Genomic DNA, 14,941 nt, shown 5'->3' on the forward strand with positions numbered 1-14,941 from the left:
GTCTCAGCCAATCCTCTGGAGCTCCATCTGGACGAGGGAGCTGTAGTGGATGTCGAATGCGCGGACGCAGGTGGAGAGGTACCGGTCGTAATCCTCGAAGACCTTGTCGCCCCACTTTGCCCGGATCGTCGTCTCGTTCAGGCGGAGGCGCCGGAGCCACTCCGCCGTCGTGCGCTGGTAATGCTCGCGCCGCGTGTGGAGCGTCTTGACCTCCCACCAGGGATTGATGGCCTGGATGAGCTCGTCGAGCCGCGGGTTCAGGCCGTTCGGGAAGATCTCCTTCGACGAGAACGAGAAATCTTCGAGGTCCTTCCGCGTATCGGCGGCGAGCCCGCCCCAGGGCCGCATCTTCGGCGTGCGGTTGCGCAAAATCGCCTGGAAGCCGAACGACGAGCCCGGCTTCGTGAGGCGCCAGCATTTCTCGAAATACCGCCGGTAGATGTCGACGGCCTTGCCCTGCCGCGCCTCGTCGAGCGAGCAGAGATGGTCGATCATGCAGATCGAGACGAGGCCGTCGAATTGCTCGGCCGTCTCCCATTGCATGAAATCGGCCGCGACACACTCCACGCCCGGGATGTTTCGCTCATTGACCTCCGCGGCCATCGCGCGGGAGAGCGTGATTCCCACGGCCCGGTCGACCTTGCGCGTGGTCGCGAGGTACTCGACACACGCGCCCCAGCCACAGCCGATGTCGAGCACGGATTTGCCCGGGCCGGCTTTCGCGTACTCGCTGAGGATCCGCAGCTTGTTGAGCTGCGCGGCCTCGAGCGATTGATCGGGCGACTCGAAGACCGCGCACGTGTAGTTCATGCGCTCGTCGAGCCAAAGGCGGAAGAACTCGTTGGAGACGTCGTAGCTGACTTCGACGTCCGCTTGGCTGGATCCCATCAGAGAGCTCCTCGGGTTTCGGTCTCCCGGGCCGGCGCGCGGGGAGAAGGAACGGCGGGGGAATCGAAAGGCGCGCTCGCGTCGTCGCTCGGCTCCCCCACGAGATCGAGCTGCCCATTTTCGAGGCGTATCTTCGTCTCGCGGCGGCGCACCTTGCCGCTCGACGTCTTCGGCAGCGTGCCGCGCTTGATCAGCACGACCTCGGCGATCTGCACGCCGAGTTCGGCCCGCACCGCGTGCGTGACGGCCTCGACGAGCGCGCGTTTCGCCTCGCCCAGGCGCCGCGACTCCGCCACGAGCACCGCCTCCTCCGCGCCGCTCGCGCTCCGCCGCGCGAAGGCCACGCATTGCCCGTCGCGGATGCCGTCGATCGTGGAGGCCACGCGCTCGATGTCCTGCGGATAGTGGTTTTTCCCGTTCAGGATGATGAGGTCCTTCGAACGGCCGCAGATGTAGACATTTCCGTCGGCGCGATATCCGAGATCACCCGTGCGCAGATAGCCGTCGCCGAACGTCTCGGCCGTCGCCTCGGGATCCCCGAAATACCCCGCGGTCACGCTCGGCCCGCGCAGCCAGATCTCGCCCACCTGGCGCTCGCCGAGCGGCGCGCCGTCGGGGCCCACGATCCGGAGCTCGTGCCCGGGGAAGGGGCGTCCGCACGAGACGAGCTCCATCGACGGCGCTTCGTCCTTCGCCGGCGCGGCCTGGCCGCTCTTCATCGTGGCGAGGTCGATCCGATCCGTCGTGAGGGGCTTGCCGAGGTCGTGGAACGTCACGGCGAGCGTCGCCTCGGCCATGCCGTAGCAGGGCAGGATGCTCGCGGGCGAGAGCCCGTTTTTCGCGAACCTTTCGAGGAAGGCGCGCAGCACGTCGGCCTGGATCGGCTCGGCGCCGCAGCCGAGCGCGCGCATGCACGAGAGATCCCAGCCGCCGGCCTGGGTCTCCGTCACGGCGCGTGTCGCCAGCGCGTACGCGAAGTTCGGCGCGAACGTGATCGTGCCGCGGAAGCGGTGGATCGAGTCGAGCCAGAGCGAGGGCCTGCGGATGAAGGACATCGTCGGCAGGAACATCACCTGCACGAGCGCGTAGACGGGCGCGATCACGAAGCCGATGAGGCCCATGTCGTGGTAGAGCGGCAGCCACGAGACGCCGCGATCCTCGGGCGTCGAGCGCAGCCCGTCGAACATGATCGCGTGGCTGTTCACGCTCAGGTTCTCGTGCGTGACCATCACGCCTTTCGGGCGCGAGGTCGATCCCGAGGTGAACTGGAGGAACGCGAGATCCTCGCCGCGCACGTCGGGCAGCGTGGCGTGCGCGGAGCCTGGATCGATCGTCCCGAGCTCGCGTTCGAGCACGAGACGCGTGTCCGCGCTCTGCGAGCCCAGCAGGTGCTCCTGGATGAGCGGGCGCAGCGCGTCGTTCGTGACGACCACACGCGCGCCGGACGCCGCGAGCACGTGACGCACGGTGTCGCCGTAGGCTTCGAGCTTGGCGAGCGTCGCGGGCGGGTACATCGGCACGGCGACGAGGCCTGCCGTGAGCGCGGCGATGAAAGACAGGACGAACTCGTCGGGCTCCGGCAGGATCAGCGCGACGCGATCGCCTTTCGACAGGCCGAGGGCCTGCAGCGCGCGGGCGCGGCGGCTCGCTTCGGCCCAGAGCTCCGGATACACGACGCGGCGCTCCTGGCCGTTCGTGCGCACGAAAGTGACCGCACGGTCACCATGAATCGTGTTGTCGCGAAGGACATCGATGAACGTGCGCATGGCCCGGGAAGAACGTCCTGGCTACCCGGTCTGGAAGCGACGGAAAGCCGAGACGCAGGCATAAGCGAATCCCGGACCAAATCAACCAGAAACGATAAATACTGGAAATCGAAAGGGAATCCAGCGGTCCTTCGGGGTGGGTGTGTCGGATTTTCGACAGGTGCGTTGCGTCAGAGAAAAGCTGTTCGCGTATGCCGACGCACCAACTCAGGGCGCCCATACGTAGGTGCCAGGCTGGCTGTCGATGCTCTCGGGCACCTTGGCGCCGGGATCGAAGCGGCAGGCCATGGGGCGGTGCTCGATCGCGAGGGTCGTCGACGGCGCGTGCTTGCCGGCCGTCGGCGGCTTCGGGGGCGCAGGGCGGAAGACCCAGCTTTGCGCGAGGTTGCCCCCGAGGACGGCGACCACCGGGACGCGGCCGAGGCCAAGCGCCTCCCACGCCGCGACACAAGGCGCTTCTTTCGTGCCGTGGAGGACGACGCCGGCCGTGAGCAGGGTCATCGGCTCGGTGAGCGGGAGGGGCTTGGCGGCGGACCTGCGTTCGAGGGACTCGCTGACGAGGACCGCGTGGCGGCGGCCGGGGTACATGGGCTCGCGGCCGAGGAACGCGTGCGCGGCGAAGCGGGGCGTCGTGCGGCGCTCGTCGGGTTTGCAGGCGCGCGGCGCGTCGGGCAGGTCGAACGGCGTCGGGACGGCGACGGCCGGGCCGAAGGTGCCGTCGCCGCGGAAGGGGTGGAACGAGGCCGCGGCGAAGCCCGCGTGAGGCTCGCTGTAGACCACGAGGTCGCCGAGCGTCGTGCCGCCGATGTAGCTCCAGTCGCTCCGTGCGAGCCGCTCGCCGTCGGCCGTCGTGCCCGGCGCGAGGGACATCGCGTGCGCGGACCAGGCGCCACCCTCGCCCTGCCGCGCGAGGAGAACGGTGATCGGGCCGGTGTCGTCGTCCGAGAATGTGGCGACGCCGAGGGGCTTGCCGTCGGCGAGCACGGCATCCATGCGGAAATCCACGACGCCCTTCGGCAGGAACGTGGACCAGGCGGGGTAGGGGAACGTCCTCGGTTTGCCCTTTGGATCGAGCAGGTACATGAGGTCCTGCCGTGACTCGGGGGCGTGTGGCCGGAGGAAGAGCGCGCCCGGCGAGACGGAGATGAGCGCCGTGTCGAGCAACCAGCGTGCGCCGTCGGCCTTGACGTCGCCGCTCGTGAAGGCGCCGGCTTCGGGGAGACGAACCTTGGCGGTCGTGCCGTCCATGTAGTTCTCCCAGGCGAGCTCGACGTCCCGCATCGGCCCCGCTGCGCGCGGGCCATCCGTCGTTTTCTGCGGCGGCAGTCGCACACGAGCGACGGCGTACCCTTCCATCTGATGCGAGACCTCCATCGCGACCTCCGCGCCCTGGGGCGCGGGTCCGAGGAGCGAACGCGTGGTCACGCGCGCCTCGCCCTCGCCTCGCTCGGGGGCGAGCGCGGCCGTCACGCGCACGGCGCCCGTTTGAGCGTCGAACGAGAGTACGGACCAGAACGAGCGTCCCCGCGCGAACTGATCGACGCCGGGGAGCCCGAGCAGATGGATGGGATCCACGTCCTCGATGCGGCTCCAGTCGACGCGTGGATCGAGCTCGCAGACGATCGGCGTGCGCGGCGAAGGGACGCGGCGCGGCTCGGGCGGGCCCGCGGGCGGAGCCGTGAAGGGCTCGGCTTGCCCGTTCCAGCCGACGCGGCTCATCGTGTCGCCGACGAGACAACCGGCATCGCTGCACACGAGCGTCAGCGGCCCCGCGGAGATCTCGCGCGCGAGGCTTCGCGTCACGGGGATCTCGGTCCACGTCGCGCCGCCGTCGAGCGACTCCCAAGCGCCTGCGGGCTGCTCGCCGAGTGGCCGTTCGGGGAAGACCGAGAACGCGACCGCATGTCGGCCGGCCCCGCCGACGAGCCCCGGATCCACGGGCGGACGCGCCACGCCGAGCAAGCGACCGTCGTCGTCCGTCGTGACGTACACGAGCCCGCGCGGCGTGAGCAGCGTGAGCCCCACGGTGCCATCGTCGCCCGGCCGGAGCGCGGACTGATCACGCGGATCGAGGTCCGTGTCGGATTCCTCCGCGGGGACCTCGTCGCCCTCCTCGAACGAAGGTCCGTCGTTGTGATGCGCGCGTGACACGTCGAGCGCGCGCTCGCTGAACGTCTCGCCGCCGTCGTGTGACACGTAGAGCGCGAGCCTCTCGTCCTTGCCGCGGCGCGCGAGGAAATACGCCGAGCGCCCGTCGACGGAGAACGCCGGCGAGACCGGCGCGCCCGAGAGCGAAGGCGTCTCCGCGACTGTGACCACGAGCCTCCCGCCCTCGCGGCGCACGAGCAACGGTGAAGCGCCCGTGCATCCGCCCGATCCGGCCAGGGCCGCGCCCTGGGCCTTGCAGGCGCCCGTGACGAGCGCGCTCCCCTCGCGCGACACCGTGACGGAGGTGAACGCCTCGCCCGTGAGGAGCACGAGCGGCTCGCTGAAGCGCGCGCCGTCGTCGCTGCTGATGCGCACCTCGACGATGCCGCCGTCGTCGTCGTTTCGCTTCATGCAACCGAGCGCGACGTGCCGCCCGCGCGCGCCGAGCTTCAAGCTCGTGCATCCGCTCGTGCCAGGCAGGCGCTTCGCGGCGAGCGGCCCGTCGAGTGGGCCCGTCAGCAGCGCGTGATCCTCGCCCTCCTCGGGCAGCACGACCTCGAGGTAACGATCGCCGTCGAGCACCGCGCGCCCTTCGAGCATCGAGCTCGCCGAGGGCGCGTACGAGGTCTCGAGCGCGATCAACCCCGGCCCCGTGTCGACGTCCGCGTCACGCCGCGCGAACGGCGCGCTCCCCTGCGGATCCCACACGAGCGTGCCTGTCATCCCCTGCACGGCGAGGTTTCCCTCGGCGGTGCGGCCGACGCGACGCGCGCCGATCTGCGCGGCGCCGTTCGCCCGCGTCCACGTCTTTCCATCGTCGCTCGTGAGCAACGCCTCGGGCAGCGCGAGCGCGAGCGCGCGGCCCTCGTCCGACACGGCGACGTCGAACACGCGCTCTGCGATCGCCACGCGCTTCCACGCCGGCCCCTCATCGAGCTGGTAGAGCTCTCCGCTCGCCGTCGTACCGAGCACCACGCGGCCTCCGCTCGCGACGTGCACGAACCGCGCGGGCGCGGGGATCGTTCGACGCAGCGGCGCGAGCGGCCCTTCGGCTTCGTAGAGGCGCCCACTCTCCCCCACGAAGAGCCACGCGTCTTTTCCTTGCGACGCGATCCCCACGATCGACTCCGGGGCCACGTCCGGCGCGGCTTCGGCGCGCCCGCGGCACGTCGTCGCGGCGCCGTCTTTCGTGGCGCGCGCAGCACGGAAGCGGTGCCCCTCGGCTGTCGCGAGCAGGCAGCCGCCGTCCTCGAGCGCGAGCGTCGCCGTGGCCGACGCCGGCATCGGCGGATGGAACGACCAGCGCGCGGGCGAGACGAACGGCGGCGACGGCGCTTCGGCGGCGGGCGGTGGGGGTTTGGGGCGTGCGGCGGGCGGGGGCTCGCCGGCTCCGCATCCCGCGGCGAGGAGGCTTCCGCCGAGGAACGTGAAGGCGCGCGAGCGAACGGTCATTTCTCGGTGTCGACCCAGCGGGCCACGAACACGTTCGTCTCGCCGGGCGTCGTGCCGAAGCGGTTCGAGGCGAAGACGAGGTACTTGCCGTCGGGCGAGAACATCGGGAAGCCGTCGAACCCGTCGTAGAACGTGATCCGCTCGCTCGCGGGCGCGCCCGTCGTGGTCACGGGCCCCTCCGAGTCGACCACGTAGAGCTCGAAGTTCGGCGCGCCGCGCAGGTCCGGCGGCGAGTCCATGTTCGACGAGAAGATCACGCGGCGCGAGTCGGGCAGGAAGTACGGCCCGAAGTTCGCGCGACCGTTCTTCGTGATGGCGCGCGCGTTCTGCCCTTCGAGGCCGCCGACGTAGATCTCGAGCCTCGTCGGCCGCACGAGCCCCTTCCCGAGCAGCGCGCGGAAATCGTCGAGCTCCTTGCCCTCGGGCCGGCTCGCGCGCCAGACCAGCTTCGTCGAGTCCGGCGAGAAGAACGCGCCGCCGTCGTAGCCGGGCGTGTTCGTGATCCTTCGGATGTCGGTGCCGTCCGGCTTCATCGTGTAGAGCTCGAGATCGTTGTCGCGGCTCGACGTGAACACGATCCGCGACCCGTCGAACGCCATCGTCGCCTCGGCGTCGTAGCCCGGACCGCCGAGCAAGAGCTTCAGATCGGAGCCGTCGGGGTTCGCGACGTAGATGTCGTACGGATCGAGCGGCCAGACGTAGCCGAGCGAGCGATCGGGCTTCGGCGGGCACGCGGCGTTCGCGGCCTCGGTCGTGCTGTAGAGGATCTTGTCGCCCTTCGGGTAGAAGAAGTACCCACACGTCGTCCTGCCCTTGCCGCTCGACACGCGCTTCGTCTCGCCCGACTCCAGATCGAGCACGAACTCCTGATCACAGGCCGCGCCGTCGCGCGTCGACTGCAGGATCAGCTTCTTGCCGTCGGGCGACCAGTACGCCTCGGCGTTCTCGCCGCCGAACGTGAGCTGCCGGAGATCGGCGAGGTGTTTTTCGCGCGGATCGCCCTCGACGGGTTTTCCTGCGCGGATCGCGAAGGGGATCCACTCGGGCTTGGCCGTCGTGGTCGCGCTCGGGATCTGGCCGAGCGGCTCCTTCGGCGCCGGCTCGGGCGTGCAGGCCGCGGCGAACGCGAGGGTGGAAGCGAGGAGGGGGAAGAGGGATCGGATCGTCAGGGTCACGGCGGGGCGCACTCTAGCGCGCTTTCGTGACGAAGGTGGGGGAGGATCGTGCGGCCGCGCCTCATCACGACGCGCGCACCTGGACCTTCTGGCGCGCCGTGTCCACGGCGATTCGGATCGGATGGGCGCCGAGGTCGGGCGCGAGCCACGCGGCGGCCACGTCGACCGAATGGAACACCCGATGGGGGAACGGCAGCTTCGCCATCAGTTGCAACCCCGTCGCCACGCCGCGCACGAGCGCGCTCCGGAACCCTCCGCCTTCGAAGCACACGGCCGAGCGCCGGAGCCGTTTTCCCGCGGCGCCCGTGGCCAGGGCGGCGAGCGCGTCTCGCGCCTCCTGCGAGGGCAGCGGCGCGTTTTCCGCAACGACCGTCAGGACCGCGATGCCGTCCGGATATTTTCGCTCCATCAACTCGAACGCCCGCCGGCAGGCCGCGATGGCCGAGAGCGTCGTCTCGCGCTCGAACACGACGATGAGGACCCGGTTGAACACGGCGACCACGTGGTCCTTCGTCGCCTCGACGGTGAGGATGGCTTGCCCGTCCCGCATGGGAAGTTTGTCTAAGGGTGTGCTCCGCGCGCGGCAACACCAACCTCGATTCCCACTTCGTGGACGACGCGCGTCGCACCGTTCCGTCCGTGGAACGTCCTCGTACCAGGCTGGGCCGGCTGGCGTTTTTTCTCACCTTCGCGCAAGCTCTGGACACCCACCATGTCTCGAGCTTCCTTGGAGCGCGAAACGACCGCTGCCCTCTCCCACGAGCGCGCCTACGCCCGCCGGGCGCGTATGGAGCGAGCCCCCCACTTCATCGAAGGCCGCTTCGTCAATCCGGCCGTCCAGCGTTCACCGCGCGTCGAGTTCGGCGTCCTGCGTGAATTCCTCGCCCCGCGCGTCTCCCGCAGGCCGCCCGCGGCTTTGCCCATGATCTCGCCGCTCGACGGCTGGCGCGACCCGCCGCGGACCGGCCTCCGCACGGCTTGGCTCGGCCATTCCACCGTCCTGCTCGAAATCGACGGCGCGCGCATCCTCACCGACCCTGTATGGGCCGACCGCGCCTCCCCCACGCGCCTCGCCGGCCCCAAGCGCTTCCACGAGCCGCCCGTCGCCATTGCATCCCTCCCGCCGCTCGACGCCATCCTCGTCAGCCACGACCATTACGATCACCTCGACGCCGCCGCCGTCCGCCTCCTCGCGACCACCAGCCAGGCCCGTTTCTTCACGGCGCTCGGCGTCGGCGCCCGCCTCGAAGGGTTTGGCGTGCCACATGACCGCATCACCGAGCTCGACTGGTGGGAAGAGGCCCCGATTCCCGGCACCGACGTCGTCATCGCCGCGACCCCCGCGCAACACTTCTCCGGCCGTGGCCCCTTCGATCGCAATACTACCCTCTGGGCCAGCTATGTCTTCCGCGGCCCTCGCCACCGCGTCTTTTTCTCCGGCGATACCGGCCCCGAGCCCACGCTCCCGCTCATTCGCAAGCGGTTCGGCCCCTTCGACCTCATCCTCCTCGAAGTCGGCGCTTTCCATCCTGCGTGGGGCGACATCCACCTCGGGCCCTGGCAAGCCATGGAGGCGCATCGCGCGCTCGGCGGCGGCCCGTTCTTGCCCGTCCACTGGAGCACGTTTGATCTCGCGCTGCATACGTGGGACGAGCCCATTGTCGTCCTCGAAGAGGGCGCGCGGGACGGCGGCTTCGACCTCCCCCTCGTCGCGCCGCGTATCGGCGAAGTCCGGGACGTCCTCGATCCGGACGACATCCGCCGCTCGCTCGCGCGCCTCGACGCGTGGTGGCGCGAGGTGCGTTAGACCCCGCGAAACCGCTTGCTTGCCCGCGCCCCCTCGTCGCACCATCCCGCCCATGGAGCGACCCTTCGAGATCCCCGAAGACCTCAACATGGCCGACTGGTTCCTCCGCGCGCGCCTGCGCGAGGGCCACGGTGATCGTGTCGCCATCCTCGCGGGGGATCGGCGCCTCACGTACGCCGACGTCGATCGCCTCGCGGCGCGCTTCGGCCACGTCCTCCGGGGTCTCGGCGTGCATCCCGAGGAGCGCGTCATCGTCGCCCTCCCCGACATTCCCGAGTTTGCCGGCGCCTTCTTCGGCACGCTCGCCCTCGGCGGCGTCGTCGTCATGGTGAATTGCCACCTCAAGCCCGACGAGATCGCCTATTTCTACGAATACACCCGCGCCCCCGTCGCGGTCGTCCACGCCGAGCACCTCGCCGCGTTCGTCGAGGCCTCGAAGGGCGCGCGGCACCTCCGCCGCATCCTCGTCGTCGGCGCTGAAAACGCGGACCCGCATGCCTCCTTCGAGGCCCTCGCCGCGGGTGTGCCGGATACGATCGACCTCTTCCCGAGCCACCGCGACGACGCCGCGATCTGGATCTTCTCCGGCGGCACCACCGGCAGGCCCAAGGCCGCCGTCCAGACGCACGCCTCGTTCGTCAACACCACCGAGCTCTTCGGCAAGCGTGTCCTCGGGTATGGCCCCGACGACCGCACCCTCTCCGTCCCGAAGCTTTATTTCGGTTATGCCACCGGCTGCAACCTCCTCTTTCCGTTCTCCGTCGGCGGGAGCTGCATTCTCTTCCCCGAGCGCTGTACGACCGAGGCCCTCTTCCAGCAGATCGAAAAGCACCGCCCGACCCTTCTGATCAACGTCCCCACCATGGTGAACCACATGGTCTCGCACCCCGACGCCGCCGCGCAGGACCTCTCCTGCCTGCGCGTCGCGACCTCCGCGGGCGAGGCCCTGCCCGTCGAGCTCTACGACCGATGGAAAAAGGCCTTTGGCGTCGAGCTCTGCGACGGCCTTGGCACCGCCGAGATGTGGCACATCTTCCTGACGAATCGCCCCGGCGACGTTCGTCCGGGCACCCTCGGCAAGGTCGTCCCCGGGTTCGAGGTCAAGGTCGCCGACGACGACGGCCGCGAAGTGCCCGACGGCGAGGTCGGCTGGCTCTGGGTGCGCGGAAATTCCCGCGCGATTGGGTACTGGCACGAGATGGAAAAGACGAAACGCGCCTTCCGCGGCGAGTGGTACGTCTCCGGCGACATGCTCCGCAAGGACGCGGACGGATACTTCACGTACTGCGGACGCGGCGACGACATGCTCAAGGTCGGCGGCAAATGGCTTGCGCCTGCCGAGGTGGAGAACTGCCTCCTCCGCCACCCGGCCGTCGCGGAGTGCGCCGTCGTCGGCGTCACCGACGAGAATGGGCTCACGAAGCCCCACGCCTACGTCCTCCCGCGGGAAAACCGGCCGGGCCTCGACCAGGAGCTCAAAACGTTCGTGAGGGAAAAACTCGAACCCTACAAGGCCCCGCGTGAGGTCTTCCTCGTCGACGCCTTGCCCCGCACCCACCTCGGCAAGATCGATCGCGGCAAGCTCCGCCGCGCCTGAACCGCGCCGTTTCTTTCGCTACCTGAGTGTGTTACACCACCCGCGCTCCGATGACGCTCGCCTCCTCCGCCTACGGCCGCCCTCTCGGTCCCCCGTTCGCGCCGCTCGCCACGCAGGGCGCGCTCGCCGCGCTTGCGCCCAGCGCGCGCCTCGCGCTCGCCGCCGCGATTGCCGAGGGCCTCGGATGGGCCTTTGCACCCGGCGATACACTCGCGGGCGCGGCCGGTTTGCCCACGGTCCTGCACCGGCCCACGGAGATACGATTCGTCGCTATTCCCGGCGGCACGTTCGTGATGGGGGTGTCCGACGCCGAGATGGCCGAGCTCACCGCCCTGTATGCCCCCCTCGGCCGCGCCGACGAGGCGCGCGACCTCGTACGCTGGTCGACCCAGCCGCCGCGCTGCGTCCGCGTCCGGCCTTTCCTTTGCGCGCTCACGCCCGTCACCGATCGCCTCGCCCACGCGCGCCTCGCCGACATGTATCCCGGCGACGACGAGGGATACGTCCCTTCCGACGCGCCCGTCCCCTTCGCGCCGCGCCTCGCGGCCGAGCTCCGCGGCGTGCTCGGCTTCCGCCTTCTCTCCGAGGCCGAATGGGAATGGATCGCGCGCGAGGGAGGCGCCCGCGCCTGGCTCCGGGATCCCCCGGCATCCATCTCGCTCGCGCTCGATCCGACCCGTGACCCCTCGCCCCGCCCCAATGCCTTTGGCATCGACCTGCTCCAGACCGGCCTCGAATTCGTCGCCGACGCCTGGCACGAGGGGTATGCCGGCGCGCCTGAAGACGCGATCGCCTGGCACCCTCGCGCCATTCCCGACAACACGCGCGGCTGCCATGGCGGGTTTCAGGACGAAATCGAGGCCGTCCGCCTCCACGCCGGCGTCCGCGAGGGCCGCCACGGCGACGAACCGGCCGCCGTGCGCTTCGCGATCGACCTGCCCTGACGCTCAGGGCTTCACTTCGAGCGCCTGCACCATCCCGTCGAAGAACCGCTCAGGCGTGCACTCCATCCCCGTGTAGAACGCGACGAACGTCGTCTTCACGTGGTGGATCTTCCAGCTCCCCACCTGCACCGTCCCACCGCTCGGGATCTCCTCCTCATCATTCCCGGCGACGGCATTCACCGAATACAGCGTCCGGTACTCCGTCTCGGGACAATCTTTCTTCTGCTGGTTCACGCATTCGATCGTGAGCGAGAGCTGCGGCCCGCCGCCCGGGATCGCCGGCAACATGGCCGGGATCTCCGCGTTCGCGTACCGCATCGCCACGGCTTGCCCTTTTGCGCCGCTCACCAGATACGATTGATTGTCCTGCTTCGCCGTCACCACGTCCCCCGCGGCGAACACCTCCCCGAGATTCGCGCCCTCCCAGGCGAACCGCGCGGGCATCCCTCCCGCATCGAATGCGAGCTCCATTCCGAGCGCATCCACCGCCGCCACCGTCGCCTGCGCCCCGCTCGTCAGATCCGGCGTCGGATCCTCGAACCCGAGCCAAGGCCACGATCCGAGCACGCGCTTGTCCTGCTCCGCCGTGCACGCGGGCCCCGGCATCCCACCACCGCCGCCGGCCCCGCCCGCGCCGCCGTTCCCGTCTCCACCCGCGCCGCCGCTCCCTCCTGCGCCGCCGTTCCCATCTCCGCCCGCGCCGCCGCTCCCGCTCCCGCCGCCGTCTCCGCATCCCGCGAGGCACGCCGCCACGGCAATCACGAGCCCTGCCATCCAAGAAAATCGTCGGTCCATGCACCCATGAAGCGCATGCAATACAATCGGCGTCAATCCCTCAAAACTCCACTGAACCGCCACCGTCTCTCCCCTCGACCTCCCGGGGCGCGTGGTCTCCTCGCTGCATGCACACAGCCCCTGCCGGCCGCGGCCTCCATTACTCTGCTGCGCGTGGGGTCGTGGAATCGGCGCTCCGTGTCCTCTTCCGCGGCGATTGGCCTGCGCGCGCCTGGGGCCGTTTGCCCGTCGCCTCCTCCGTGCGTGTCGTCCACCGCCGCATCCCGCTCCTCGCGCCGCGACCTTCCCCCGTGCGCATCGCATTCGCCTCCGACCTCCACCTCGGCCCCACCACCTCCCCGCGCACCCTCGACGAGGCCTTTCGCCTCCTTTGCGACGCGCGCCCTGACGTCCTCGTCCTCGGCGGGGATTACGTCTTCCTCGACGCCACCCCCGCCCGCGCCCGCGAGCTCGAGGCCCGCGTCCGTGACGTCCCCGCGCGCCTCAAGGTCGCCGTCCTCGGCAACCACGACCTCTGGACGCACCATTCCCTCCTCGAAGACGCCCTCGCCCGCGCCGGCGCCACCGTCCTCGTCAATGCGGCCGCCCGCCTCGACGACCTCGCCGTCGTGGGCCTCGACGACCCCTGGACCGGCACGCCGGACGGCGAACGCGCCTTTGCCGCGGCCGCGGGCGCGCCCCTCGTCATCGCCGTTTGCCATGCGCCCGGCGGCTTCCGCCATACCCGCGGCCGCGGCGCCCTGCTTTATCTATGCGGCCATACCCACGGCGGCCAGGTCGCGCTCCCCGGTGGCATCCCCCTCCTCGTCCCCGGCGGCCGCCTCGCGCGCCGTTTCCCGCACGGCGTGCACCAGGTCGACGGCACCACCCTCTTCGTCTCCCGTGGCCTCGGCGGCGTCGAGATCCCCCTCCGCGCCTTCGCGCCTCCCGACATTGGAATCTTCGACCTCGGCTGATTCTCCACGCCCCCTTTACCAGCCTCCGCGCGCCCCGCCGCCTCCCGAGCGACCTCCGCCGCCGGAGAACCCGCCGCCGTCCCCGCCGCCGCCTCCGCCGCGACCTCCGCGCATGAGGAACCACAGAATGGTGAGCGCGAGCGACGGGTTCACGGCGAACAACACCAGAAAAGCCACGACGGCCACGCCGATCCAGATGAGTTCGTGCCCCCGCTTCGCTTCCGGCTGCGTCGTGTGCCCGGGTCCGGGCTCGGACACGAAGGCGCGGCCCTCGATCGCTTGCAGCAAGGCCGACACGCCCGCGTCGACGGCGCCGTTCGGATCCCCTGCCTGAAGCCGCGGCGCCATCACCTCCCGGATGATCCGCGAGGCGATCGCGTCCGGCACGCGATCCTCCAGCCCATACCCCACTTCGATGTCGATCTTCCTGTCCTTGGCCAGGACGAACATCACGAGCCCGTCATCGAGCCCCTTCCGCCCGACCCCCCACGCCGCGAACGTCCGCACCGCCCAATCGTCGAGCGCCGCGCCCCCGATCGTATCGCCGATCCACACCACGACCTGGTGCCCCGTCTGCTGCTCGTATTGCGCGAGGCGCTCGTCGAGCCGATTCCTCGTCTCGGGCGAGAGAAACCCCACCGTATCCGTGACGTGCTCGGTCGGCGCCGGGGGAATCGGCGCGGCTTGGCCCCGCGCGAGCCCGACGAACGTCAGCCACGCGGCGAGGACGAGGAACGTGACGGCGCGAATCATGGTTGCCGGTCAGAACTGCACGGCCGGCGGCCGCTCGGCGCCGCCCGTGGCCCGGAAAAACGTCTTCGTGGCGAAGCGATCCCCGAACATGTCGGCGATGAGCGTCGTCGGGAAGCGATTGCGCGCCGTGTTGAACTCCCGCGCCGCCTCGTTGTACCGCATGCGCTCGACGCTGATCCGATTCTCGGTCCCCTCGAGCTGCGCCTGGAGATCCCGGAAGTTCTGCGTCGCCGAGAGCTCGGGATACCGCTCGACGACCACGAGCAGGCGACCCAGCGCCGTCGAGAGCTGATCCTGCGCGGCCTGGAATCGCTCCATCGCGGCGGGATCCTCGGTCGCCTTCACGGCCTCGCCGCGCGCCGCCGTGCCGCCGCCCGTCAAGGCTGCGGCGCGGGTCCGCGCCTCGGCCACCTGGACGAACGTATCCCGCTCGAAATTCGCCGCGCCGCGGACGGTCTCGACGAGGTTCGGCACGAGATCGAGGCGTCGCTGGTAGACGTTCTCGACCTGCGCCCATTGCTGCTCGACGGCTTGATCGAGCGAGACGAGCCGATTGTACGTGCTGATTCCTGCGCCCGCGACCACGAGCACCAGGATGAGGACGCCTGCGAGGACGAAGAGCGCCTGCTTCATCGATACCCCCGTGCACACGGCGGATGC

The 14,941-nt window shown here is 70.0% G+C and carries 12 protein-coding genes; 4 read left to right on the forward strand and 8 right to left on the reverse strand.

From position 1 onward, the window contains the following. Window positions 1-3: 3 nt before the first annotated feature. The 5 genes from POL67_RS13015 to POL67_RS13035 form a co-directional block, all read right to left on the reverse strand. Window positions 4-888: a class I SAM-dependent methyltransferase gene (locus POL67_RS13015; protein WP_271917606.1), complete on the reverse strand. Its 885-nt coding sequence runs from the start codon at window positions 886-888 to the stop codon at window positions 4-6. Next, entirely contained in the window at window positions 888-2,654 is a 1,767-nt protein-coding gene (locus tag POL67_RS13020) for a fatty acyl-AMP ligase (protein ID WP_271917607.1), read from the reverse strand. Before POL67_RS13020 ends, POL67_RS13015 begins: the two co-directional genes overlap by 1 nt. A gap of 207 nt (window positions 2,655-2,861) precedes the next feature. Then, complete coding sequence (locus POL67_RS13025) at window positions 2,862-6,254, reverse strand: hypothetical protein (protein ID WP_271917608.1); 3,393 nt, start codon at window positions 6,252-6,254, stop codon at window positions 2,862-2,864. Next, window positions 6,251-7,429: a hypothetical protein gene (locus POL67_RS13030; RefSeq protein WP_271917609.1), complete on the reverse strand. Its 1,179-nt coding sequence runs from the start codon at window positions 7,427-7,429 to the stop codon at window positions 6,251-6,253. The genes POL67_RS13025 and POL67_RS13030 overlap by 4 nt, the downstream gene beginning before the upstream one ends. Before the next feature lie 64 nt (window positions 7,430-7,493). Continuing rightward, the gene (locus POL67_RS13035; protein ID WP_271917610.1) at window positions 7,494-7,979 is read right to left on the reverse strand and encodes a hypothetical protein; all 486 of its coding nucleotides are present in this window, start codon (window positions 7,977-7,979) and stop codon (window positions 7,494-7,496) included. Between the two features lie 237 nt (window positions 7,980-8,216). Between POL67_RS13035 and POL67_RS13040 the strand changes: the two genes are divergently transcribed. From POL67_RS13040 to POL67_RS13050, 3 genes are read left to right on the forward strand one after another with little or no spacing between them, the layout of a single operon-like run. Beyond that, window positions 8,217-9,236, forward strand: coding sequence for an MBL fold metallo-hydrolase (locus POL67_RS13040; protein WP_271917611.1), 1,020 nt, complete (start codon window positions 8,217-8,219; stop codon window positions 9,234-9,236). A 52-nt stretch (window positions 9,237-9,288) separates the two neighbouring features. Further along, window positions 9,289-10,833, forward strand: coding sequence for a benzoate-CoA ligase family protein (locus tag POL67_RS13045; protein WP_271917612.1), 1,545 nt, complete (start codon window positions 9,289-9,291; stop codon window positions 10,831-10,833). A gap of 50 nt (window positions 10,834-10,883) precedes the next feature. Then, window positions 10,884-11,777 (forward strand): formylglycine-generating enzyme family protein, encoded by an 894-nt coding sequence (locus tag POL67_RS13050; protein ID WP_271917613.1) that lies wholly within the window; start codon window positions 10,884-10,886, stop codon window positions 11,775-11,777. A 3-nt stretch (window positions 11,778-11,780) separates the two neighbouring features. Here POL67_RS13050 and POL67_RS13055 read toward each other — a convergent pair whose 3' ends face one another. After that, entirely contained in the window at window positions 11,781-12,551 is a 771-nt protein-coding gene (locus tag POL67_RS13055; protein WP_271917614.1) for a hypothetical protein, read from the reverse strand. Window positions 12,552-12,679: 128 nt separating this feature from the next. On the opposite strand from POL67_RS13055, the gene POL67_RS13060 reads away from it, so the two are divergent. Continuing rightward, entirely contained in the window at window positions 12,680-13,528 is an 849-nt protein-coding gene (locus POL67_RS13060) for a metallophosphoesterase (RefSeq protein ID WP_271917615.1), read from the forward strand. Between the two features lie 15 nt (window positions 13,529-13,543). On the opposite strand, the gene POL67_RS13065 is transcribed toward POL67_RS13060, so the two are convergent. Continuing rightward, window positions 13,544-14,281 carry a TPM domain-containing protein gene (locus POL67_RS13065; protein WP_271917616.1) on the reverse strand — a complete coding sequence of 246 codons (738 nt, stop codon included), beginning with the start codon at window positions 14,279-14,281 and terminating at the stop codon, window positions 13,544-13,546. 9 nt (window positions 14,282-14,290) lie between these two features. After that, a complete protein-coding gene (locus tag POL67_RS13070) occupies window positions 14,291-14,914 on the reverse strand; it encodes a LemA family protein (protein ID WP_271917617.1) in 624 nt (207 codons plus the stop codon). Between the last annotated feature and the right edge of the window lie 27 nt (window positions 14,915-14,941).

The sequence above is a fragment of the Polyangium mundeleinium genome, from assembly GCF_028369105.1.
Lineage (GTDB): Bacteria > Myxococcota_A > Polyangia > Polyangiales > Polyangiaceae > Polyangium > Polyangium mundeleinium.